The sequence below is a fragment of the Pseudofrankia saprophytica genome (assembly GCF_000235425.2).
GTDB lineage: Bacteria > Actinomycetota > Actinomycetes > Frankiales > Frankiaceae > Pseudofrankia > Pseudofrankia saprophytica.
The window spans coordinates 4,305,218-4,328,720 of record NZ_KI912266.1 but is presented as its reverse complement, the minus strand read 5'-3'; the positions used below and the strand labels follow the sequence as shown (position 1 = coordinate 4,328,720).

The window sequence follows — 23,503 nt, the reverse complement described above, 5'->3', positions numbered from 1 at the left end:
ACATGCCGTAGAACCCGATCCTAGCCGGCCGACCGCGAGGTTCCGTTCGGCGGGCGGACGAAGAACCAGACGATCTCCATGAGGACGGCCGTGGCCGCGGCGATGCCGAGAGCGACGAGCGGGCCGGTGGTCCCGACCAGGGAGAGCTGGAAGAAGTCCTGCAGGTAGGGGACGACCAGCACCACGGCGAACAGCGCGCCCATCGCGGCGACCAGCAGGACCCGCCACCAGGTGTACGGCCGGGCGATCATGGCGAGCGCCCACATCGAGGCCAGGAACAGCGTGAACGTCGACAGGGACGTCTCGGCCTTCAGGTCGTGGTCGTAGAAGACCTCGCGCGCCAGGAAGTACGTGGCCACGGTCGCCAGGCCCGCCAGGACGCCGGCGGGGATGGCGAAGCGCAGCACCCGGGAGACGAAGCCCGGCCGGGCCCGCTCGTGGTTCGGCGCGAGCGCGAGGAAGAACGACGGGATGCCGATCGTCAGCGAGCTGATCAGCGTCAGGTGCCGGGGCAGGAACGGGTACGGGACCTGCGCGGCGACCACGACGATCGCCAGCAGCACCGAGTAGACCGTCTTGGTCAGGAAGATGTTCGCGACCCGCTCGATGTTGCCGATGACGCGGCGGCCCTCGGCGACGACGAACGGAAGCGCCGCGAAGCTGTTGTCCAGCAGCACGATCTGCGCGACGGCCCGGGTCGCCGGGCTGCCGGATCCCATCGCGACCCCGATGTCGGCGTCCTTGAGGGCGAGCACGTCGTTGACGCCGTCGCCGGTCATCGCGACGGCGTGGCCACGGGCCTGCAACGCGCCGACCATCTCCCGTTTCTGGTGCGGGGTGACCCGGCCGAAGATCGTGTGCGTCTCGAGCTCGACGCCGAGCTCGGCCCGGTCCTCGGGCAGCGAGCGGGCGTCGACGGGGTTGTCGGCGCCGGCGAGGCCGAGCTCGCGGGCGACCGCGCCGACCGACAGGGCGTTGTCGCCGGAGATGACCTTGGTAGCGACGCTCTGCTCGGCGAAGTAGCGCAGCGTGTCCGGGGCGTCGGCGCGCAGCCGCTGAGCGATGACGACCAGCGCCGCCGGCTCCACCGCGCCGTCCACGCCGCCCGCGAGCGCGTCCGCCAGCGACCGGTCGGAGCGGGCGAGCAGCAGCACCCGCAGGCCGCGCTCGCCGAACGCGTCGGCGTCCGCGAGCGCCGGGTGGCCGCGGTCGAGCAGCACGTCGGGGGCGCCGAGCAGCCAGGTCGACTCCGCGCCGTCCGGCTCGGCGAGTCGAGCCCCGGACCACTTGCGGGCCGACGAGAACGGCGCGGCGTCCACCGGCCGCCAGCCGTCCGGCGCCGGGTATGCGTCGATGATGGCCTGCAGGCTCGCGTTCGGCCGCCGGTCGGCCGCGCCGAGCGCGCCGAGCACCGCGGCCACCCGCCCGTCCGTACCGGCCCCGCCACCGTCCGCGGGCGCATCACCGTCGCCGGACGCGTCGTCGGCGTATCGCCCCAGGGGGCGGACCTCGAGGACGTCCATGGCCGGCTCGGTCAGGGTGCCGGTCTTGTCCAGGCAGACGACGCTGACCCTGGCGAGCCCCTCGATCGCGGGCAGCTCCTGGACCAGGCAGTTACGCGACCCGAGGCGCACGACGCCGGCCGCGAACGCCAGTGACGTGAGCAGCACCAGCCCCTCGGGCACCATGCTGACGAGGCCGGCGACCATCCGCCGGATCGCTTCGGCCAGGTCGTTGTCGTCGATCGTGAGCTGGCTGATGACCAGCGCGATCCCGGCCGGGATGATCAGGTAGGTGACGATCCGCAGGATCTTGTTGACGCCGTTGCGCAGCTCGGAGTTCACCAGCGTGAACCGGCTGGCCTCGGCGGCGAGGCGGGCGGCGTAGGCCTCGGTGCCGACCTTCGTCGCGACGAACGCGCCGGTGCCGGCGACGACGAAGCTCCCGGACATCATCGGGTCGCCGGGACGCTTGTGGACCGGGTCGGCCTCGCCGGTGAGCAGCGACTCGTCGACTTCCAGGCCGTCGGCCTCGCCGACCGTGCCGTCGACGACGATCTTGTCACCGAGCCCGACCTCGATCAGGTCGTCGAGGACGATCTCGCCCGGCGCGAGCTCCACGGCCTGACCGTCGCGGCGGACCGTCGGGCGGGCCTCGCCGATGACGGCGAGGCGGTCGAGGGTCCGCTTGGCGCGCAGCTCCTGGATGATACCGATCACCGAGTTCGCCACGATCACCGCGCCGAACAGGCCGTCCTGGATCGGCCCCACGACGCAGATCAGCGCGAAGAGGACGCCAATGATCAGGTTGATCCGGGTGAACACGTTCGCGGTGAGGATCTCGCGGACGGTCCGGCTGGACCTGGTCGGCACGTCGTTGACCTGGCCGGCGGCGACCCGGCTCGCGACCTCGGCGGCGGTCAGCCCGCCCGGGGAGAACACCAGGACGTCGCTCGCGGACCCGCCGTCGCTCCCGGCACCGTCCAGCCCGCCCACCAGGGCCGGCAGGGCGGGCGCGGCCGAGATGCCGTCCGCGTCGTCAGGAGCGGACGCCTCCCGTGGGACGGCCACGCCGCCACCACTGGCGGCCCTGGCGGACGCGCCGTCGGCCGGGGCGGCCGGGGCGGCGGGACCGGCCGGGGTGCTCGCGGGTGCGCCGTCGCCGGCCAGGCCGGGCGTGGCCGGGCCGGCGTCGACCCGCTGCTCCATGCTTCGGTTCCCCTCGCTCAGTCGGACGCGTGGCCGCGGCGCGGCGGAGCGACCGGCACTCTGCGCGTACATCGCCAACCTATGCGAGGAGTTCGACCAGCCGGTGACGGAACCCTGGCCCGCCGGGGTCGGCGTCCGGTGGGGGCCCACGGCCTGCCCGCCAGGCGCGCAATGGAAGGCGGCGGACGGGCAGACGCGCCGGGCGGGACGCGAGGCGCACCGGCGTCCGGCTATGAGGTAGGTCTCACGTGGGCGATTCCACGGACGCGGACTCACGCGCCGCCCACCGCTGGAACGGGCGCCCTTGCCGTCGTGGTTGCCGCGATCCCGGCCCGAACACGGCGCCACGAGCCGTTTGCCGGGTGCCGCTGCCCGCCGAGGCGGCACCATAGGACCATGGCAACCGAAGGGCTGGCCGCGGGCGCGACACCATTGGCCTACCGCGTCAGGCCGTTCACCCGTGCCGCGGCCCTCGGCCCACGCCCGGCGGACGTGCCGGTGATCAGGGACGCGGCGGCCGGAGTGATGGCCCTGCGGGAGGCCATCGCGGCCGCCGTCGGCGTCACGGCCGGCGGCGGCGTCGCCGTGCTGACGGGCGCCGGCATGTCGACCGAGTCCGGGATACCGGACTACCGCGGACCGAGCGGCGCGCTGCGGCGCAACCACGCGCCGATGACCTACCAGCAGTTCACCGGCGACCCGGCGGCCCGCCGGCGGTACTGGGCCCGCAGCCACGCTGGCTGGCGGCACATCGTCGACGCGCGGCCCAACTCCGGGCACACCGCGGTCGCCGCGCTGGAAGGTGCCGACCTGCTCACCGGCATCGTGACGCAGAACGTCGACGGTCTGCACCAGGCCGGCGGCGCGCGCTCGGTCGTCGAGCTGCATGGCAGCCTCGCCCGGGTGCTCTGCTCCGACTGCGGTGACGTCAGCCCACGCGCCGAGCTCGAGGCGCGCCTCGCCGCCGCCAACCCCGACTTCCGCCCCGAGGCGGTCGACGCCGGCGTGTCCGGCGCCGAGGAGCCCGGCCCGCCAGAGGAATGGGACGGCGGGGGCGGCCCGCCCGCGGCGGCCGGGGAGGGCGGCGGCGCGGCCGGCGCGGCGCCGCCGCCGGCCGGCCGGGTCAACCCGGACGGTGACGCCACGCTGGCCGAGGCCGAGATCACCCGGTTCGCCATGGTCGGCTGCGGGCGCTGCGGCGACGGCCGGCTCGAGCCCGACGTCGTCTTCTTCGGCGCGACGGTCCCACGCGACCGGGTGGCGGCCGCGATGGATGTCGTGGAGCGCTCCCGCCTCCTGCTGGTCCTTGGTTCGTCGCTTACCGTGATGTCTGGCTACCGGTTCGTGCTGCGGGCCGGCAAGCTCGGCATCCCGGTCGCCATCGTCAACCAGGGCCCCACCCGCGCCGACGCCCGTGCCGCCCTCCTCGTCGACGCTCCCCTCGGTGACATCCTCCCGGCCCTCGCCCACGAGCTCACCGTCACCTCCTGAGGCCGTCGCCCCACGGGCCGTCGGCGGCGGCCCGTCGACCACGGGCCGCCACGATCACCACCGCCGGTCCGAGCCCCGCCACCGGGCCAGACTCCGGCCACCACGCCAGGCCCCGGCCGCGAGCCGGGCCCCGGCCGCGAACTGGCGGGCGCTGCGAGGATGGGGGCGTGCGGACGAATGGAACGGCGGGGCGGGTGGACGCGCGGTTCCGGGCGGCGACGCTCGACGACGTGCCCGAGCTGCTGACGCTCATCACCTCGGCCTACCGGGGCGAGGCGAGCCGGGCGGGGTGGACGACCGAGGCGGACCTGCTCGGCGGCCAGCGCACCGATGCCCAGGCGATCGTCGAGATCGTGACCAGCGCCGACGGCATGATCCTGGTGGCGCAGGAGGCCGCGGGCGGTGCCGGGGCGGATGACGTCGAAGGCCGCGAGGACGGTGCCCGCGCCGCGGCGACGCCTGGGCGGCGGATCATCGCGTGCTGCCAGCTGGAGCGACACGGCTCGACGGGCTACTTCGGCATGTTCGCGGTTCGACCGACCAGGCAGGGTGGCGGGCTCGGCTCGGCGGTGCTCGCCGAGGCGGAGCGGCGGGCCCGCGAGGCATGGGGCGCCGACCGGATGGAGATGTACGTGATCTCCCAGCGCGCCGAGCTGATCGCCTGGTACGTCCGCCGCGGCTACCGGCCGACCGGCGACATCAGGCCGTTCCCGTACGGCGACGAGCGCTTCGGCCTCCCCCGGCGCGACGACCTCGCCTTCACCGTCCTGTCCAAGCCGCTCGTCGCCTCCCAGCCACGGTCCGCCGCCGGCGAGCCCGCCGCCGGCTGAGCCCGCGGGGCGGCCAGCCGGAGGCCGGCCTACGGTCGGGACGTTATCGGCGGCCAGGGCGGGCATCACCCGTTAGGGGTGACGGGAGTGGCCGAGTTCGCGTTCAACCATCTGGACATCGCGTGTCTGGACATCGCTCCGATGCCCCATGGGGCGAGCCCGACGCTGGTAGCCCGGCTGCGGATCGCCGAGACGACCGGGGCCTCGATCCAGGCGATCGCGCTGCGCTGCCAGATCCGGGTCGAGCCATCAGAGCGTGGCTACCGCGACGACGAGCGGGAGCAGCTCTGCGCCGTGTTCGGCGGCCCGGCCCGATGGTCGCGCTCGATGCGGTCGTTCCCGGTCGCGACGGTGTCGGCCATGGTCGGCCCGTTCGTCGGCAGTACCGGGGCCGAGCTGCACGTGCCGGTGAGCTATGACCTGGAGGTCGCCGCCGGGAAGTACTTCCACTCGCTGCGGGACGGGGTCGTCCCGCTGTCGTTGCTGTTCAGCGGCACCGTGTTCCGCTCGACGCTGTCGGGGCCGTGCGTCGAACCGGTTCCCTGGCACCTCCAGGCGAGCTACCGGCTGCCGGTGGAGGTCTGGGGTCAGCTGATGGACGCCTACTTCCCCGGCGAGGCCTGGATGCGGCTGCGCCGCGACACCGTCGACGCCGTCGCCCGCTACAAGGTGACGAAGGCCATCGCCTCGTGGGACGAAGCGATCCTCGCCCTGCTCGCCACCGCCGAGGTCACGGCGCCGGGATCCGCCGAACAGGTGATCGCCAACCGGACGGACTGGACGGACCGGGCGCCCGGTGGTGCCGGCCTCAGGAGCGCCCGGCCGGCTGCTCGCGAGGCCGCCCGCAACGCCGGCGGACCGTCGGCGACGGACCGTGGGACGGTGCGGTCATGAGCGGGCGGACCGGCGTCGAGACGGCCCGGGCGGTGGCCGATGCCGTGCTCTACGAGGGTTACCAGCCCTTCCCCTACCTCTCGGGCGGGCCGACCCAGGAGGCGCGCGAGGCGTGCGGCCAGGTCGGGGTGCTGGCGCCGCCCGCGTTCGCCGCCGGCGTCGGCGAGCACTCCTCCTGCCACGCTGAGTGCCTGTTCGAACACGAACCTGGCCGCGGTGCCGGCCTGGTCACGGACGTGGACCACCAGGCCGACCTCGGTGTGCTGCGGGTGCGGGTCCGGTTCCGGCGGCTCGTCGACCGGTCGGTGTGGGCGGGCCGCCGCGGCGGGCTCGCCCCGGTGGACGCCGTCCGCGACCCGCACGGCGAGCTGCGCGCCTGGCGGGAGTCCGCGCCGTGCGAGCAGGACGTGCTCGTCCCGCTGACCGACCTGCTCGGCACGCCCGGTGATCCGGACCCCGATCCGGCGCCGCGCACGATCCCGCTGGTGGCCCCGGCCGGCCGCGAGGTCCTGCTCACCGCCACCCCGTTCGCGGCGCCGCCACCCGGTGGCGCGTGGCACCCCGGCGCCGCGTCCCAGTCGTCCTCGGCCGGTGAGGCGCTGGTCGCGAGCGGCCGGGTGGTCCGCGCCTGGCATCGGCTGGACGCCGAGCTGTGCCTGTCCGCCCGCTGGCTCCCGGGCCCGTTCCGGGTGGCGCGCCTGTACGCCGAGCTGCGGAACACCTCACCTTGGTCGCCCGGCCCGACGACGGACGGCCTCGCCGCGCCGGGAGCGACCGAGCGCGCCGCCGCCCGCGACGAGGCACTGCGCCGGTCGCTGCTCGCCGCGCACCTGGTGCTGTACGCGCCCGGCTGGCGGTTCCTCTCCTTGACCGACCCGCCCTGGTGGGCCGTCACCTTCACCGCGTGCTGCCACAACGAGCGCGCCTGGCCGGTCCTGGTCAGCGGTGACGACCACTGCCACGACGACACGGTCCTGGCGGCCCCCGTCGTCCTCACCGACCACCCACGGGCCACTCCCGGCGTCGTCAGGTAAGGCCAAGGGCGGCGGCGAAGACGTTGCCGGTGCCGGATTCGGACTCGTGCTGACGGAGAATGGCGAAGCCGACCTCGTCGAAGTGGCCGGCGAACGCGCCGCCGGGCAGCAGCAGCTCGGCGAACGCGGCGGCGACGACGGCCGGGTCGTTGCCGAACGCGCCACAGCCCCAGGCGCCGAGGACGAGGCGGCGGTAGCCGTGGCGCGCGGCGACCGCGAGGACCTGCCGGCAGCGAGATTGGAAGGTCCGCGGAAGCAGCCACAGCAGGTGCGGCTCGTCGCGGGCGAGGCCCGTCGCGTACGGCGCCGCCGCGGTGAGGATGCCGACGTCCACCGGCTCCGGCAGCAGGCTGAAGTCCTCGTCCCGGAAGACCGGGACCGCCGGCGAGTGCAGCACCCGATCGCTGTAGAGCGACGTGCCCGCGGCGTTGTGCGGCCGGTAGTAGTCGTCGACGCCGACCAGGCAGGCGTACAGCGCCGACAGGCGGCACAGGTACTCCTCCTGCGCCCTGGCGCCGCTGAGGAAGCCGCCGCCAGGCCAGCGCGCCGAGGCGAAGTTCAACGCCGCCACCGGCCCGGGGCTGGCCGCGAGCATCCGGCGGGCGGCCGCGAAGGTGGTCTCCCCGGTCACCTCGAGGCGGGCCGGCCGCGGTGCCTGGCCCGGCGCCGCGGGGGCGGAGGCCCCGGGAGGGACGGTCGCGGGAGGGACGGCGTCGACCGGCTCGGGCCCGTACAGGACGGTGCCCTCGACGGCCCGGCGCACCCGCTCGGAGATGTCGACCCGTCGACCGTCGGGCGCTGTGTATCCGCCGGCGTCGACGATCCTGACCGTCTCCTCCGCGATCTTCCGCAGCCGCTCCTTCATGCGCCCCACCCCCGTCGCCCCGTCGGCCCCGTCCGTCCCTCCGGTCCGCCGACCGGCTGCCAGCCCGCCTGGTCGGTGGCCGTTGTCCGGGCTCGCACGATGAGATACGGATGCCGGAAGCTTAGATCGCCACCGCCGGTCAGGAACCGTGGGAATGACCGACCGACAGGGACGCTTCATAGTTGCACAAGCAACTATCTGGACCGGCTGAACCGGAGGACGGACCGGGAGACCGGGCAGGAAAGGAAGTCACCATGGCCGCTGCGACCGCGACCCGCGAGGCGAGTGTCGACATCCGGCGCGCACAGGACCGGTACGCGACCCGGATGTCGTGGCTGAACTCGAAGCACTCCTTCTCCTTCGGCCACCACTACAGGCCGGACAACACCCACCACGGCCTGCTGCTGGTGAACAACGACGACGTCGTCGACCCGGGCACCGGCTTCGAGACTCACCCACACCGGGACATGGAGATCGTCACCTGGGTGCTGGACGGCGCCCTCGTCCACCAGGACTCGACCGGGCACTCGGGCGTCATCTACCCGGGCCTGGCCCAGCGGATGAGCGCCGGCGCCGGGATCCTGCACTCGGAGAAGAACGACTCCTGGCGCCTGACCGGCGAGGGCGAGCACACCGACCCGGTGCACTTCGTCCAGATGTGGGTCGTCCCGGACACCACCGGGATCGAGCCGGGTTACGAGCAGCTGGAGATCGACGGCGAGCTGCTCGCCGGCGGGCTGGTGCCGGTGGCCTCCGGTATGGAACGGGACAAGGACGCCGCCGCCATCCGGATCAGCAACCGGTACGCCGCGCTGCACGCGGCCCGCCTGGAGCCCGGCCGGTCGGTCACCCTGCCCGACGCGCCGTACCTGCACCTGTTCGTGCCGCGCGGAGCGGTGACCCTGGAGGGCGCGGGGGCGCTGGACACCGGCGACGCGGTCCGCTTCACCGCCTCCGGTGGCCAGGAGATCACCGCCACCGAGCCCAGCGAGATCCTCGTCTGGGAGATGCACGCCACCGTCCGCGGCTGACCCTCCATGGCGGAAGCGTGGTCGATGGTCGACTTCCTACGGTCGACCATCGACCACGATCCATCGGCGGATGGTGGATCCGTGGTCGACTGTGGTGTCCCCGCGGTCGACCATCGACCACGGAAGGACGCGGTGGGGCCGCTGCCGGCGCCAGCGCCCCGGGGACGGGAGCGGGGGCGGGGGCGGGATTCGGCGGGGTCAGAAGTGGACCGCTGCTGGCGCGGGCTCACCCTCGGCGCCGTCGGCGCCCTCGCCGGGGGGGCGACGTGCGGCAGTGTCCGGCCGCCGGGCAGGACCAGGCCGCAGACGGCGGCGACGACGAGGCGGACCCCGCGGCGGGGCCCGCGCCTATGATCAGTACGTGACGGAGCAGGCGACGCGAGCGACGGCCGCCGACCGGCCGCTGCGGCGCGACGCCGAGCGCAACCGGCGACGGATCCTCGAGGGCGCGGCGGCGGCGTTCGCCGAGCAGGGTCTCGACGTCACCACCGACGAGATCGCCCGGCGTGCGGGCGTCGGCATCGGCACGTTCTACCGTCGGTTCCCGACCAAGGAACTGCTCATCGAAGCCCTGTTCGAGGACCGGATCGGCAAGCTGGCCGAGCTCGCCGAGGAGTGCCTGCGCGCCGAGGACCCGTGGCTGGGCCTCGTGTCCTTCCTCGACCAGGCGACCGCGCGCCAGGTCGCCGACCGGGGTCTGAAGGAGCTGGTCTTCAGCACCGCGCATGGCCGGGCCCGCATCGCGGCGGACCGCGACCGCATCGGCCCCCTGTTCATGGCGCTGGTGGAACGGGCGCAGCGGGCCGGCGCGCTGCGCCCCGACGTCGCCGGCACCGACCTCGCCCTGGTCCAGCTCATGCTGACCGCCGTCGCCGACTTCACCCGCGACGTGGCACCCGAGTCGTGGCGCCGTTTCCTCGCCCTCGTGCTCGACGGCCTGCGCACCGACCGCGCGGCCCCGAGCCCGCTGCCGCACCCCGCGCTCGCCCCGGGCGAGATCACGCGGGTCATGCAGTGCGACCGCCCGCACGGCCGCTGACCTTCCACACCCACCGCCCAAGGCCGGCCCGCCACCCGGCCTGCGGCACATTGCGGCCAGGATCTGGCCGCAATCCCGGGCATGCTGGTAGGCATGGCGAGCGACCCACCCGACGACGTCCTCGGCGACGCCTTCGACGAGGCCGAAGCCGAAGCCGAAGCCACGGCGGGCGGGCGCGGCGGGAACGCCGGTGACCGGACCTCGCCGAGCTCGCGGATGCTGCGGCTGCTCGGGCTGCTGCAGACCCACCGGTACTGGACGGGGGTGGAGCTGGCCGACCGGCTCGAGGTGAGCGCCCGGACGCTGCGCCGCGACGTCGACCGGCTGCGCGAGCTGGGCTATCCGGTACTCGCCAGCCGGGGCGTCGCCGGCGGCTACCAGCTGAAGGCCGGGGCCGCGGTGCCGCCGCTGCTGCTCGACGACGAGGAGGCGGTCGCGATCGTCGTCGGGCTGCGGGCCGCCGTGGCCGGTTCGGTGGCGGGGGTCGAGGAGGCCGCCGTGCGTGCGCTGGCCAAGGTGGCGCAGGTGATCCCTCGCAGGCTGCGGCACCGGGCGGACGCGCTCGGCGCCTACACCGTGCCGGTGCCGGTCGGCGGGCCGGCCGTCGACGCCGGGATGCTGACCGCGATCGCGCTGGCGGCACGGGCGGAGGAGCGGTTGCGCTTCGGCTACACCGACCGCGAGGGCGCCGCGACCCACCGCCACGTCGAGCCGCACCGGCTGGTGTCGCTCAGCGGGCGCTGGTACCTGGTCGGCTTCGACGTCGACCGGTCCGGCTGGCGGACGTTCCGGCTCGACCGGATCACCGAGCCGCTGACCACCGGCGGCCGGTTCCGCCCGCGCGAGCTTCCCGGCGGGGACGCGGCGGCGTTCGTCCGTGCCGCGGTCCGGTCCGCTCCGGCGCGCCGCCAGGCCGAGGTGCTGATCTGGGCGCCCGCCGACCAGGTCGCTCGGGTGGTCGGCCGCTGGGCCGCCGTCGAGCCCTGGGACCCCGCGAAGCGGGGCGACGCCACGAGGCCGGCGGGTACATCCGGGAAGACGGGTACCGCCGGGCGGGCCGGTACCGGGAGCGGCGGAGGAGGCGCCGGCGGGGAGCCGGGTGACAGGGGCCCGTGCCGGTTGCGGATGGGCGCCGACGACCCCGCCTGGGCGATGCTGCTGCTCGCCCGGGTCGGCGCGCCGTTCGAGGTGCTCGGCCCGCCGGAACTCGCCGAGCACATCCGCGCCGTCGGCCGCCTCTTCACCACCGCGGCGCCGCCCGGCTGACCGACGCGACGCCGCGCGGCTGGCCGCATCGCCCGCCGGCCGGTCTGCCGGGGCGATCGCGTCCCCGGGACCCAGATCCCGGATCCGGGAACGCCGGGAGAATTCGATGAATTCGCGTGTCCGCATTCACCAGACACAAGCCATCGGGCATTCGGGCATTCGGGCATTCGGGCGCGGAACACGGAACGACTCGTGACCGCGGGATCCGGAGTTCTCTCCCCGCTTCGCCCCGAACGGTTCCCTGTCGTCTCGACGACCTGCGTGGGACGGGCGCTTCGAGCGAGGTTTCCGTAATGTCAGAAGCGCGGAGGGCTCGACCTGCGGGCCTGCCTGGGGAGGGTCCGCACCGGTCTTCCTTTCGGGGGGATTGCATGGTCGGTGTGCCCGGTGTCGCGCCGCTGGACGACGACGATCCGCGGTCTCTGGGGCCGTACACGCTGCTGGGACGGCTCGGTGACGGTGGCATGGGCAGCGTCTACCTGGCCTGGCGAACCGACGGCCCCGCTGCGGGCGGTGAGCGGCGTTCGTCGCGGTGAAGATGGTCCGGGCCGACCTCGCCCGGATCCCCGAGTTCCGGGACCGGTTCCTGCGGGAGGCCCAGGCCGCGCGGCGCGTCGCCCGGTTCTGCACCGCCGAGGTCCTCGACGTCAACACCGCGGGCCGGCCCTACCTCGTCACCGAGTACATCGAGGGGCCGACGCTCGCGGCCGCGGTGCGGGACCGGGGACCCATGCCGGCCGCCGAGCTGGAACGGCTCGGGGTCGCGATCGCCTCGGCGCTGACCGCGATCCACGCCGCCGGCCTGGTCCACCGCGACCTGAAGCCGGCCAACATCCTGCTGTCGCCGTCGGGCGCCCGTGTCATCGACTTCGGCATCGCCCGTGCCTTCGACGCCACGACCGGGCTCACCCAGGGCAGCCTCGGCACCCCCGCCTACATGGCCCCCGAACAGGCACTGGCCTGGACGCCACCCAGGCCGCGGACATTCACGCCTGGGGCGCCGTCCTGCTGTTCGCCGCAACCGGCCGTTCCCCATTCGGGCAGGGTGCGACGCCCGTCGTGCTGCGCCGCGTCGTCGACGACGAACCCGACCTCGGCCGCATTCCCGAGGCGCTGCTGCCCGTCGTTTCCCGAGCACTGTCGAAGAACCCCGCCGAACGTCCCACGGCCGAGGAGCTGCTCCTTTTCCTGCATCACCTGCATGGCGCGGATGGCGCCATCTCACCCGCGCTCACCCGGCCACCCGACCCGCGTGGCGCCGCCACCCCCACGACGACCGGGGACACCGCGCCGTGGACCGGCGCCGCCCCGGGCTCCTACCCGCCAGCCCCGACCGATCCGGCAGGGGTGCCTCTGGTCGACCCGACCGGCGCGCCGTCGGGCGCCAGATGACTCCCATCGGGCAGCCGATCGAGAGCGGCGACAACATCTACTGCGTGACGCTCTCCCCCGACGGCACCGTTCTGGCCACCGCGAGCGCCGGCCACAACCTCGTCCGCCTCTACGACATCACCGACAAGTCGAGGCCGAGGCCCATCGGCCAGGGGCTCACGTTCCGCCTGTTCGTCAGGGCCGTGGCGATCTCTCCCGACGGCAACGTCCTCGCCGTCGGCGGCAACGACCAGACGATCAGCCTCTGGAGGCTGCGCTGACCCCGCCGGACCCGGCGACCGGCGGGCTGGCCCGGCTCCGGGGTGGTCCGGCTCCGGGGTGGTCCGGCTCCGGGGTGGTCCGCGGGATAGCCTGCCCTACGGGGAGATTCGTAACGCGGACCGCGGCGAGCCGGGAAGGCGCCGAGCTCTCGGGTAGGAGTGTGCGTGGTGGGCCTGCCGGACGTGGCGCCGCTCGGCCCGGACGACCCGGGCCAGGTCGGGCCGTACCGGGTGCTCGGCGTGCTCGGCAAGGGCGGCATGGGCACCGTCTACCTGGCCCGTCGCGTCGGCGGCGCCACGCCGGTCCTGAACGGCGCGGCCCACGGCCACGGCCCCAGTCATGGCCACGGCCACGGCGGCGCCGGTCGTGAGGCGGCGCCACTGGTCGCGGTGAAGGTCATCGACGAGGACCTGGCCAGCGTGCCGGCGTTCCGGGAACGGTTCCGCCGCGAGGCGCACGCTGCGCGCAAGGTCGCCCGGTTCTGCACCGCGGAGGTGCTCGACGTCGACGTCTCCGGCCCGCGCCCCTATCTGGTGACGGAGTTCATCGACGGCCCGACGCTCTCCACCGCCATCGTCGGGTGGGGGCCGCTTCCGCCCGCGGACCTGGAGCGGTTCGCCGTGGCGGTCGCCTCGGCGCTGACGGCGATCCACGCGGCCGGGGTCATCCACCGCGACCTCAAGCCGGGCAACATCATGCTCTCCTCGTCCGGGGCTCGGGTCATCGACTTCGGCGTCTGCCGGCCGCTGGAGGACGTCACCGCCATCACCATCGGCAAGCTCGGCACGCCGGTGTTCATGGCGCCCGAGCAGGCCCTCGACCAGCCGGCCACCACCGCCACCGACGTGCACGCCTGGGGTGGCAACGTCATCTACGCCGCCACCGGCCAGCTCCCGTTCGGCGAGCCGGGCATCACCGAGCTGCTGCGCCGGGTCGTGTGCGAGGCGCCCCACCTGGCCGGTTTGCCCGCCGCGCTGCGCCCGGTCGTCGCCCGGGCGATGGCGAAGAACCCGGCCGACCGTCCCACCGCCCGCGAGCTCCTTCTTCGGCTGACCGACGTCACCGCCCCCGACCCGACGGGCGAGGCCACGCTGCGCCTGCCGGCCGGCACCGCGCTCCTCCCGCTTCCCCCGACCCCGGTCCCGACCCCTCCCCCGGCAAGCGCCTACCCCGGGCCGCCGCCCCCCGGCTGGGCGGGTGCCCCGCCGCGCGCACCCCTACCCCCGCCCCGGCCGCCCGAGCCCGGCCCTCGGCCCTGGACCCGGCTGCTGCGCGGCCTCCGGTCGCCCAGGACCTGAGCCTGTCCGCGCCCACGCCGGCCCGCTTCCCGCGCCGGCGATCCACCGCGAGGGGCGTGCGCCTGTCGTAACGGTTACTCGGCCGCGTGTGCCAGCGAAGCGGCATATAAGGTCCGCGAAGAAGATCTCCCAGGCCTGTCGGGAAGACGGACACGGCCAGTCGTTCGGGCCGGAGGATGCCGTGGCCGTGGTGCCGGGGGTGGCGCCGCTCGACGAGACCGACCCGAGAACGGTCGGGCCCTACCGTCTGTTGGGACGGCTCGGTGACGGTGGCATGGGCAGCGTCTACCTCGCCCGCCGCCGGAGCGCCACGGGACCTGGCGCCGTCACCGGACCTGCCGGTGCCACCAGGCCCGCTGGCGACGCCGGGCATGGCCAGGGCCCAGGGCATGGCCAGGAGGCGCCGCTGGTCGCGCTGAAGGTGATCCGACCGGACCTGGCCCGGATTCCCCAGTTCCGCGACCGGTTCCTGCGGGAGGCGCAGGCGGCACGCCGGGTCGCCCAGTTCTGCACGGCCGAGGTCCTCGACGTCAGCACTGAGGGCTCGCGCCCGTACCTGGTCACCGAGTACATCGACGGGCCCACCCTCTGGGAGGCGGTCCGCGAACGCGGCCCGCTGCCGGCCACCGCGCTCGAGCGGCTCGCCGTCGCGGTCGCCTCCGCGCTGACGGCGATCCACGCCGCCGGCGTCGTGCACCGCGACCTCAAACCCGGCAACATCCTGCTCTCGTCATCCGGCGCCCGCGTCATCGACTTCGGCATCGCCCGCGCCCTCGACGCGACCACCATGCTCACCCACGGCAGCATCGGCACCCCCGGCTTCATGGCCCCCGAACAAGCCCTCGGCCGGCCTGTCACCGAGGCCGCCGACATCTACGCCTGGGGCGCGGTCGTGCTCTTCGCCGCCACCGGACGGCCCCCCTTCGGCGAGGGCCCGACCCCGGCCGTGCTGCACCGCGTCGTGACCGAGACGCCCGACTTCGCCGGTCTCCCCAGCGCCCTGCGTTCCACCGTCACGCGCGCGATGGCGAAGAACCCCGCCGAACGTCCCACCGCCGACGAGCTGCTCCTCCTCCTGCACCGCGTCCACACCGCCCCCAGGGCGCCCCGCGGCGCGCCATCGCCGCGGGGGTCCGACGACGCCACCGACCTGGTCAGCCTGGCCACCACCCCACTCCCGCCGCCCCGACGCGGATCGACCACGGCCGGCTGGGCGGCCCCGGCCACCGCCGCCACCACCGGCCGGCCGGCACGGCCGGGGTCCTTCGCCGACGCGCCTGGCGGGGCGCCCGGGAAACGCCGGGCGGGCCGCCGCCGGCTCGCCGTCGCCATCGCCGCGGCCGTCGTTGCCGCCGCGGCCGTGCCCGTGATCATCTTCGCCACCGCCGACCGGGACAAGGGGACGGACGCGGCGACGACGCCCTCCGGATCGGCCACGCTCGGCGCGTCGGCGTCGGCGGCGGCCCCGGCGCGCGTCACCACCGCGCAGACCCTGTCCAAGGTCCCGCCCAGTCCTTTCGCCGGGACGTTCACCGGCTCGGCGTTCAGCGTGGCGTACTCCCCGAACGGCCAGATACTGGCCACGAGCGGCGACGGCGTCGTCCGCTTCTGGGACGCCAGCAAGCCCGACACCCCCACTCTCCTCGGCCAGCCTCTCGACATCCACGAGGACTGGGCATCGCTCCACTTCCTCGACGACCGCACCCTGGCCGTCGAGGGACAGACGGTCCGGTTCTGGAACATCACCAAGATCGATAGCCCGACGCCCGTCGGCAAGCCGGTGCCCGCCGAGAACGCCACTGTCGCCTTCTCGGCTGACGGCCACACCCTGGCCGTCAGCAAGGAGGACGGCACCGTCCAGCTCTGGGACGTCACGTCGCCGGCCGCCGCCAAGGCTCTCGGCAAGCCGATCGGCCGCGCCGACGGCATCGTCGATCTCGCCTTCTCCCGCGACGGCCACCGCCTCGCCGTCGGCGGGGGCGACGGCACGGTCCAGCTCTGGGACATCACCAGCCTGACGAGCCCGACTCCCGTCGGTGACGCCGTCGACGCCAGCGGCGCCTGGCTGGTCGCCTTCTCCCCGAACGGCCGGACGCTGGTGGCCGTCGGCGTCGCGATCCGTTTCTGGGACCTCACCGCCCCGGCCGGACCCACTCCCCTCGGCCAGCCGATCTTCGACGTACCGAGCAACGGCGGGTTCGACATCGCCTTCTCCCCCGACGGCAGCACCCTCGTCAGCGCCGACGGTCTCGAGGGCAACGTCCGCTTCTGGGACGTCACCGACCCCGGGAAGGCCGCGGCGATCGGCTGGCCGCTGACCGGCGCCGCGTCCGGCAACGCCGGCGTGGCGTTCTCCCCCGACGGGCACGCCCTCGCCGTCCTCGTCCAGGCCGGGGACAGCTTCGCCGTCCGCCTCTGGAACCTGCACTGACCGCCGCCGATCGCGGTGCCGGCAGGTCGTGCAGCGGACACGGGTCGTGCTCGGATGGTGGCCTTAGGGCGATATAACCTCCTGCGGAGTTCCTCGCTCCGGCGCGGGTCGTCGGGATGGGGTCCGGGTCGCGTCGTGCGGCGGGGGGATGGGCGTGGCCGTGATGCCGCCGGGTGTGGAGCCACTGGACGAGACGGACCCGACCAGCCTCGGGCCCTACCAACTGCTCGGACGGCTGGGCGACGGCGGCATGGGCAGCGTCTACCTCGCCCGCCGCCAGAACGCCGCCGAGCCCATGCCCACTCGGGATGGCCAGCCGCTGGTCGCGGTGAAGATGATCCGGCCGGATCTGGCCCGGATCCCGCAGTTCCGGGAGAGGTTCCTGCGGGAGGCGCAGGCCGCCCGCCGGGTCGCGCGGTTCTGCACGGCCGAGGTTCTCGACGTCAGCACCGACGGCCGGCTGCCCTACCTGGTCACCGAGTACATCGACGGGCCCACCCTGGGCGAGGCCGTCCACGAGCGCGGCCCACTGGCCGCGACCGCGCTGGCGCGCCTGGCGGTCGCGGTCGCCTCCGCGCTCACCGCGATCCACGCCGCCGGCGTCGTGCACCGCGACCTCAAACCCGGCAACATCCTGCTCTCGTCATCCGGCGCCCGCGTCATCGACTTCGGCATCGCCCGCGCCCTCGACGCGACCACCATGCTCACCCACGGCACCATCGGCACCCCCGGCTTCATGGCCCCCGAACAGGCCCTCGGCCAACCCGCCGCCCCCGCCGCCGACATCTACGCCTGGGGCGCGGTCGTGCTCTTCGCCGCCACCGGACGGCCCCCCTTCGGGGAGGGGCCGACACCGGAGATCCTTCGCCGTGTGGTGAGGCAGACCGCCGATCTTTCCGGTGTCCCCGCCGATCTGCGTCCCCTCGTCGCGCGCGCGATGGCGAAGGATCCCGCGCGGCGGCCCGACGCGGACGAGCTCCTCCTCGCCCTGCACCACCTCCGAGCCGCTCCGAGGCCGGCGCCGACCTCCGGCGAGCGACCCACGGGCACGCCGTCCACCCCGCCGCCGGGCCTGGCGGGAGCTCAGACGAGGACCCGAACCGCCGGCATGTCGCCCGTGGCGGCCGGGCGGGAGGACGATGTGGCCGCCATCCGTCCCGCCATGGCGGCGGGATCGGCCGGGGCGGCGGCGGCGCCCGGGCGGCAGCGGGGTCGCTGGTCGTCGCGCCGCCCGCTGGCCCTCGCGCTCGCCCTGGCCGTCGCGGCGGTCGTGGCCATCACCGCGATCGTTCTCCGCACGTCCGACCGCGAAGGGGCGAGGGGCCCCGCTGCCTCGTCGGCGACCGGGACGCGGGCGGCGACGCCCCGAACGACGACCGCCGACCGGCTCGCCCGTACCCCGCCGCGCCTCGCCGGCTCACCGCTCACCGGTCACACCGGCGCGGTGAACGCCACCGTGTTCTCCCCCGACGGACACACGCTGGCTACCGCGAGCCAGGACGGCACGGTCCGCCTCTGGAACGTCACGAACCCCGCCGCTCCCACCGCGCTGGGCAAGCCGCTGACCGGCCACTCCGGCGGGGTGGAGAACGTGGCCTTCGCACCCGACGGCCGCCTGCTGGCGACCGTGGGCGAGGACCAGACGGTCCGCCTCTGGGACGTCACCCATCCGGCCTCACCCATCCCGCGGGGCTCGTCCCTCACCGGCCACACGGCCATCGTGTTCGGCGTGGCCTTCTCTCCCGACGGCCGCCTGCTCGCCACGGCCGCCAACGACGAGACCGTCCGCCTCTGGGACGTCGCGAACCCGGCGCGCCCCGCGGCCGTCGGCCAGCCCCTGCCCAACGAATCGGTCTACCTGGCGCGCGAAGGGGTCGCGTTCTCCCCCGACGGGCACATGCTCGTCACCGGGAGCCATCGATGGAACATCACCGACCCCGCCCGTCCCACCCGCCTCGACCCGCCTGGCGAGATCCCCGCCTACGACGGCGTGGTCCTCTCCCCCGGCGGGCGGACACTCGCCACCGCGGACAGCATGCCGGGGGTCATCCGGTTCTGGAACATCGCCAACCCCGTGGAGCCGGTTCCGCTCGGCCAACCCCTGTTCATCCTCGGCCCCGCGTACTTCGCCATGGCTTTCGCGCCCGACGGCAGCACGCTCGCCACGACAGGCGGCGAGGACGCCGACGTCCGGTTCTGGAACGTCACCGACCCGGCCCAGGCCAGGGAGATCGAGCAGGCGCGCATCACCCGCCCCGGCGAGTACACCGGGGATGTGGTCACCGCGGTGTTCTCCCCCGACGGCTCCGTCCTCGCCACCGGCGCGGCGGGCGACGTGAACGGCATCGAGCTCTGGACACTGCGATGATCACGCCGCGAGCCGTGGACGAGCGCCCTGACGGCGGACCCGTCGCGATCGGGCCGTACCGGCTGCTCCGACGGCTCGGGACCGGCGGAATGGGCACCGTCTACCTGGCCGACCGCCCCGGGGCCGCGGAAGGTGACCCGAGCCGGCATGTCGCCGTGAAGATCATCCACGCCCACCTGGCCGAGCTGCCCGACTTCCGGCGGCGTTTCGCGCGCGAGACGGCGGCCGCGCGGCGGGTTCCCCGGTTCTGTTCCGCCGAGGTCCTCGACGTGAACATGGACGGCCCCAGCCCGTACCTGGTCATGGAGTACATCGACGGCCCGACGCTGTCCGAGCGGGTCGAGCCGTACGGCCACGCTGAGCCATACGGCCGGGCCGAGCCGCGGCCCCTGCGGGCGGCGGAGCTGGAACGCCTGGCCATCGAGATCGCGGCGGCGCTGGTCGCGATCCACGCCGCCGGTGTCGTCCACCGGGACCTGAGCCCGCGCAACGTCATGCTGTCGGCGAAGGGCACGCGGGTCATCGACTTCGGCATCGCCCGCCCGCCGGACGCCACGACGCTGCTCAGCCAGCGGATCATCGGCACGCCCGCGTACATGGCCCCCGAGCAGGCGCGCAACGAGCGGGTCGGCGAGGCCGGGGACGTCCATGCCTGGGGCGCGGTCCTCGTCTACGCCGCGTCCGGCGAGCCCCCCTTCCTGGCGGCGTCGACTCCCCAGACGCTGCTGCGGATCGAGCGTGACCCGCCCGACCACCTCGACCGCCTGCCTCGCGCGCTGCGCCCGCTCGTCGAGTGGGCCATGGACAAGCACCCCGAGAACAGGCCCACCGCGGCGGAGCTGTTGAGCCTGCTGCTCGCCGGCGGCGCCGGCGCCGACCCCGCGCCCGTCGACCCCGCGCCCGTCGACGTCGCCGACCAAGGGGCCACGGGCGGCGGGTACGGGTGGGCGGGCAGGAGCCTCGACTCCACGGCGGTACTGCCCGGGCCGTGGTGGCGACGTGCGCTCGACCGGGCACGTCCGCCGCGGCACCTGGGAGGCCCTGCCGACGACGCGGCGCGGCGGGGGTGGCTGACGGTCCCGCTCACCGCGCTGGCGGCGGCGGTCGTCACGGCGGCGGTCGCCGTCCCGCTCACCGCGGCGCTCACCACGGGTCTCGGGTCGGGCGGGCGGGAGGACGCCGGGACTCGGCCATCGACCACCGCGACCCCCACCGCCACCGCCCCGGCGCGGCCCCAGTTCCTCGGCCGGCCGCTGACGGCGTTCACCGCCGGCGTCTACGAGGCCGCGTTCTCCCCGGACAGCGGGACGCTCGCCACCGCGAGCGCCGAAGGCACCGTCCGGCTCTGGGATCTCGCCGATCCGAAGCGCCCCACGCCGCTGGGCCAGCCGATCACCCGCCACGAGGACGGCTCGCTGCGTCCCGGGGACGGCGCCGCGCTCGCCGCGGTGTTCTCCCCCGACGGGACGACCCTCGCGGTCGCGGGCGACCATGGCTGGTGCGGCCTGTGGGACGTCACGGACCGGACGCGTCCCGTTCTCCTCACCGACGACCTGTCGGGCGGCCAGCGGGACGCCATCAAGGCGGTCGCCTTCGACCCCGGCCAGAACGTCCTGGCCACGGCCGGCGCCGACGGCACCATCCGCCTCTGGGACCTGAGCGACCGGATGTACCCCGTGCCCGTGCGCACGCTGCGCGGCCCGAAGACCGGCGCGGTGTGGACGCTGGCGTTCTCTCCCGACGGCGCCACCCTCGCGACCGGTGGCGGCGACGGCGCGGTCCGCCTCTGGGACGTCAGCCACCCCCGGGTGTCCAGGCTGCTCGCCGAGACGCCCGTGAGGCACACCGGCGACGTGCGGTCGGTCGTGTTCTCGCCGGACGGCGCGACGGTGGCGAGCGCGGGCTCCGACGGCGACATCCGGCTCTGGGACGTGCGCCGGCCCACCAGCCCGACCGCCCTGGGCGGGCCGGTGCGCGCAGCCGGCGGCACTGGCAGGACGGGCGCGGCCGACCACGACTCCGTCCTCGCCCTGTCCTTCTCCCCCGACGGCGGCACTCTCGCCAGCGGCGACCGCACGGGCACGGTCACCCTCTGGGATGTCACGGACCGGGGCCGGCCGCACTCCCGCGGCCAGCTCATCGGCCACACCGGCGCCGATCCCTGGGTCTACTCGGTCGCCTTCTCGCGCGACGGCGCGACTCTGGCCTCCGCCAGCCACGACCACACCGTCCGCCTGTGGCGCCTGCGCTGACCGCCGCCGGTCGCGGCGCCGGCAGGTCGTCCAGCGGACACGGGTCGTGCCCGGATGGTGGCGTTAGCGCGATATAACCTCCGTGGAGTTCCTCACTTCGGTCGACGTCACTGGGGTGGGGCCGGGTCGCGTCGTGCGGCGGGGGGATGGACGTGGCGGTGATGCCGCCGGGTGTGGCGCCACTGGACGAGATGGACCCGACCAGCCTCGGGCCCTACCAGCTGCTCGGCCGGCTCGGTGACGGCGGCATGGGCAGCGTCTACCTTGCCCGTCGCGCCGACGGGCCCGACGCCCGGCCACTCGTCGCGGTCAAGGTGATCCGGCCCGACCTGGCCCGGATCCCGCAGTTCCGGGAACGGTTCCTGCGGGAGGCCCAGGCAGCCCGCCGGGTCGCGCCGTTCTGCACCGCCGCCGTCCTCGACGTCGCCACCGACGGCGCACGCCCCTACCTGGTGACCGAGTACATCGACGGCCCGACCCTGGGGGTCGCGGTCCGGGAACGCGGGCCTCTGGCCACCGGCGAGCTCGACCGTCTCCTCATCAACATCGCCTCGGCACTGACCGCCATTCACGCCGCCGGCGTCGTCCACCGGGATCTCAAGCCCGGCAACATCCTGCTGTCGTCGTCCGGCGCCCGCGTCATCGACTTCGGCGTCGCCCGCGCGCTGGACAACGCCACCCTGACCCAGGGCTCGATCGGCACTCCCGGATTCATGGCTCCAGAACAGGCCCTCGGCCGTCCCGCCGCGACCCCGGCCGACATCTACGCCTGGGGCGCTGTCACCCTTTTCGCCGCCACCGGCCGCACCCCGTTCGGTAACGGGCCAACCCCGGTGATCCTGCACCGCGTCGTCCATGACACCCCGGACCTCACCGGCATCCCCGGCGCGCTGAGGCCGCTCGTCGCCCAGGCCATGGCCAAGAAACCCGCCGAACGCCCCAGCGCCGAGCAGCTCCTCCTCGCCCTCCACCATCTCCGCGGCGTCCTGGATCCAGACAGCTCCCGCGGCGCCGCACCACATCTCGCCAGCCTCGACACCGCCGAGACGGACGCGGCGTCCACCGGCCCGCTCCCGGTGCCGGCACCGGCCACGCCCCCGCCGACCTGGCCGGCCGGTGAGGCGGCACCGACCGCCCAGCAGGCAGACCACACATCGCCACGCCAGGACCCGGCCATCACCGCCCCGCCGACCCGGCGGCGGTCTGCCCGACGTCGACCGGGCAACGTCCTGATCGCCGCGCTCGCCACCGCGATAGTGGCCGCGGTCGCCATTCCCGCGATCATCCTCACGACAGGCGGCGGGGACGGGACTGGTGGCAGCCCGGGGACATCGCCGACGACGCCGGTGCGGACCGCCACGACGACGACCGCGGGGAGACTCGCCGCCACCGCGCCCAGCCCCTACAGTCGTCCTCTGCTCGGCGACGCCGCGGAGTTCCTGGGCAGCCGGACCGTCGCCGTTCGAGACGTCGCCGCCGCCGGGACCATTCACTTCTACAACGTCACGGACCCCGGAGATCCGGTCACCATCGGCGGGACCACCACGGACAGCTGGGGTTTCGCGTCGTCGTCCGACGGCCATATCCTCGCCGCCGAGGAGATCGGCGCCGCCGCCGACATCGACGTCGCAGACAACCAGGTCCGCCTCTGGAACGTCACGGATCTCGCCCACCCCGTACAGCTGGGCGAGGCCTTCACCGTCGCCCAGATCCAGAACACCGTCCACCTGGCGCTGTCGCCGGACGGCCACATCCTCGCCACGGCCGCGGACACGGTCCAGCTCTGGGACATCACCGAACCCACCAGGCCCTCGCGCATCGGCGGGCCGGTCGTCACCAAGGACGCCTACGGGCCGGTGGCGTTCTCCCCCGACGGCCGAACGCTCGCCACCACCGGAGCCGGCGCCTTCCAGCTCTGGAACGTCACCAACCCCGCGAGTCCCATACCGCTCACCGAACCGGTCGGCGCCGGGCATACCGCGCGGCTCCTGTTCGCCCGCGGCGGCCATCTCCTGGTCGTCCTCGGCGGCGACATCCGTATCTGGGACCTCGCCAAGCCCACCGCCCCCACCCCTGTCGGACCGCCCATCTCCGTCGGTGAGACGGTTGGCACGAATGACATCGCCCTGTCCCCCGATGGCACGACCCTCGCCTTCGCCGGCAGCGCGGACCAGACCGTCCGCTTCTGGGACGTCACCGATCCCGCCAAGCCCCACCCCGTCGGCCAGACACTGCCCACCTCGGGGAACTGGGTGCGGTTCTCACCCGACGGCCGCGTCCTCATCGCCGCCGAAAGCGGCGACAAGCTCCGTCTCTGGAACCTGCACTGACCTCCGCCGCGCG

Annotated in this window: 17 protein-coding genes and 1 pseudogene; 16 read left to right on the top strand and 2 right to left on the bottom strand. The window is 74.6% G+C overall.

Annotated elements, in window-relative coordinates; all coding sequences use genetic code 11:
- Positions 1-20 precede the first annotated feature (20 nt).
- Positions 21-2,708 (bottom strand): cation-translocating P-type ATPase, encoded by a 2,688-nt coding sequence (locus tag FRCN3DRAFT_RS0218060; RefSeq protein WP_007520155.1) that lies wholly within the window; start codon positions 2,706-2,708, stop codon positions 21-23.
- A 525-nt stretch (positions 2,709-3,233) separates the two neighbouring features.
- Here FRCN3DRAFT_RS0218060 and FRCN3DRAFT_RS0218055 point away from each other — a divergent pair.
- The 4 genes from FRCN3DRAFT_RS0218055 to FRCN3DRAFT_RS0218040 all read left to right on the top strand — a co-directional run bounded on the left by FRCN3DRAFT_RS0218055 (position 3,234) and on the right by FRCN3DRAFT_RS0218040 (position 6,957).
- Positions 3,234-4,199: a Sir2 family NAD-dependent protein deacetylase gene (locus FRCN3DRAFT_RS0218055; protein ID WP_035928400.1), complete on the top strand. Its 966-nt coding sequence runs from the start codon at positions 3,234-3,236 to the stop codon at positions 4,197-4,199.
- Between the two features lie 167 nt (positions 4,200-4,366).
- Positions 4,367-5,029: a GNAT family N-acetyltransferase gene (locus FRCN3DRAFT_RS45045; RefSeq protein ID WP_007517109.1), complete on the top strand. Its 663-nt coding sequence runs from the start codon at positions 4,367-4,369 to the stop codon at positions 5,027-5,029.
- A gap of 87 nt (positions 5,030-5,116) precedes the next feature.
- Positions 5,117-5,923, top strand: coding sequence for a DUF6084 family protein (locus FRCN3DRAFT_RS45040; protein WP_007517108.1), 807 nt, complete (start codon positions 5,117-5,119; stop codon positions 5,921-5,923).
- Complete coding sequence (locus FRCN3DRAFT_RS0218040) at positions 5,920-6,957, top strand: hypothetical protein (RefSeq protein WP_007517107.1); 1,038 nt, start codon at positions 5,920-5,922, stop codon at positions 6,955-6,957. The genes FRCN3DRAFT_RS45040 and FRCN3DRAFT_RS0218040 overlap by 4 nt, the downstream gene beginning before the upstream one ends.
- Here the strand turns inward: FRCN3DRAFT_RS0218040 and FRCN3DRAFT_RS0218035 are convergent.
- On the bottom strand, positions 6,950-7,822 hold the full coding sequence (locus FRCN3DRAFT_RS0218035) for a TIGR02452 family protein (protein ID WP_007517106.1): 873 nt from the start codon (positions 7,820-7,822) through the stop codon (positions 6,950-6,952). The genes FRCN3DRAFT_RS0218040 and FRCN3DRAFT_RS0218035 overlap by 8 nt on opposite strands.
- 254 nt (positions 7,823-8,076) lie before the next feature.
- Here FRCN3DRAFT_RS0218035 and FRCN3DRAFT_RS0218030 point away from each other — a divergent pair, with 254 nt between their 5' ends.
- The 12 genes and pseudogenes from FRCN3DRAFT_RS0218030 (at position 8,077) to FRCN3DRAFT_RS45020 (ending at position 23,490) form a co-directional block, all read left to right on the top strand.
- Positions 8,077-8,853: a pirin family protein gene (locus tag FRCN3DRAFT_RS0218030; protein WP_007517105.1), complete on the top strand. Its 777-nt coding sequence runs from the start codon at positions 8,077-8,079 to the stop codon at positions 8,851-8,853.
- 361 nt (positions 8,854-9,214) lie between these two features.
- Positions 9,215-9,892: a TetR/AcrR family transcriptional regulator gene (locus FRCN3DRAFT_RS0218025; RefSeq protein WP_007517104.1), complete on the top strand. Its 678-nt coding sequence runs from the start codon at positions 9,215-9,217 to the stop codon at positions 9,890-9,892.
- A gap of 93 nt (positions 9,893-9,985) precedes the next feature.
- Positions 9,986-11,158 carry a helix-turn-helix transcriptional regulator gene (locus FRCN3DRAFT_RS0218020; protein ID WP_198535996.1) on the top strand — a complete coding sequence of 391 codons (1,173 nt, stop codon included), beginning with the start codon at positions 9,986-9,988 and terminating at the stop codon, positions 11,156-11,158.
- A 371-nt stretch (positions 11,159-11,529) separates the two neighbouring features.
- The gene (locus tag FRCN3DRAFT_RS56275; protein ID WP_007517102.1) at positions 11,530-11,694 is read left to right on the top strand and encodes a hypothetical protein; all 165 of its coding nucleotides are present in this window, start codon (positions 11,530-11,532) and stop codon (positions 11,692-11,694) included.
- Between the two features lie 2 nt (positions 11,695-11,696).
- Positions 11,697-12,050, top strand: a pseudogene (locus tag FRCN3DRAFT_RS56270) (protein kinase domain-containing protein); the annotation flags it as partial.
- Between the two features lie 167 nt (positions 12,051-12,217).
- Positions 12,218-12,550 carry a serine/threonine-protein kinase gene (locus FRCN3DRAFT_RS56265; RefSeq protein ID WP_007517100.1) on the top strand — a complete coding sequence of 111 codons (333 nt, stop codon included), beginning with the start codon at positions 12,218-12,220 and terminating at the stop codon, positions 12,548-12,550.
- Positions 12,547-12,810, top strand: coding sequence for a WD40 repeat domain-containing protein (locus FRCN3DRAFT_RS0218000; protein ID WP_007517099.1), 264 nt, complete (start codon positions 12,547-12,549; stop codon positions 12,808-12,810). The genes FRCN3DRAFT_RS56265 and FRCN3DRAFT_RS0218000 overlap by 4 nt, the downstream gene beginning before the upstream one ends.
- Before the next feature lie 165 nt (positions 12,811-12,975).
- The gene (locus FRCN3DRAFT_RS0217995) at positions 12,976-14,109 is read left to right on the top strand and encodes a serine/threonine-protein kinase (protein WP_007517097.1); all 1,134 of its coding nucleotides are present in this window, start codon (positions 12,976-12,978) and stop codon (positions 14,107-14,109) included.
- A gap of 181 nt (positions 14,110-14,290) precedes the next feature.
- Positions 14,291-16,540, top strand: coding sequence for a WD40 repeat domain-containing serine/threonine protein kinase (locus FRCN3DRAFT_RS0217990; RefSeq protein ID WP_007517096.1), 2,250 nt, complete (start codon positions 14,291-14,293; stop codon positions 16,538-16,540).
- Between the two features lie 175 nt (positions 16,541-16,715).
- Positions 16,716-18,908 carry a WD40 repeat domain-containing serine/threonine protein kinase gene (locus FRCN3DRAFT_RS45030; protein ID WP_342435329.1) on the top strand — a complete coding sequence of 731 codons (2,193 nt, stop codon included), beginning with the start codon at positions 16,716-16,718 and terminating at the stop codon, positions 18,906-18,908.
- Positions 18,905-21,160: a WD40 repeat domain-containing serine/threonine protein kinase gene (locus tag FRCN3DRAFT_RS45025; protein ID WP_007517091.1), complete on the top strand. Its 2,256-nt coding sequence runs from the start codon at positions 18,905-18,907 to the stop codon at positions 21,158-21,160. The genes FRCN3DRAFT_RS45030 and FRCN3DRAFT_RS45025 overlap by 4 nt, the downstream gene beginning before the upstream one ends.
- A 146-nt stretch (positions 21,161-21,306) precedes the next feature.
- Entirely contained in the window at positions 21,307-23,490 is a 2,184-nt protein-coding gene (locus tag FRCN3DRAFT_RS45020; RefSeq protein WP_007517090.1) for a WD40 repeat domain-containing serine/threonine protein kinase, read from the top strand.
- The last annotated feature ends 13 nt before the right edge of the window (positions 23,491-23,503 follow it).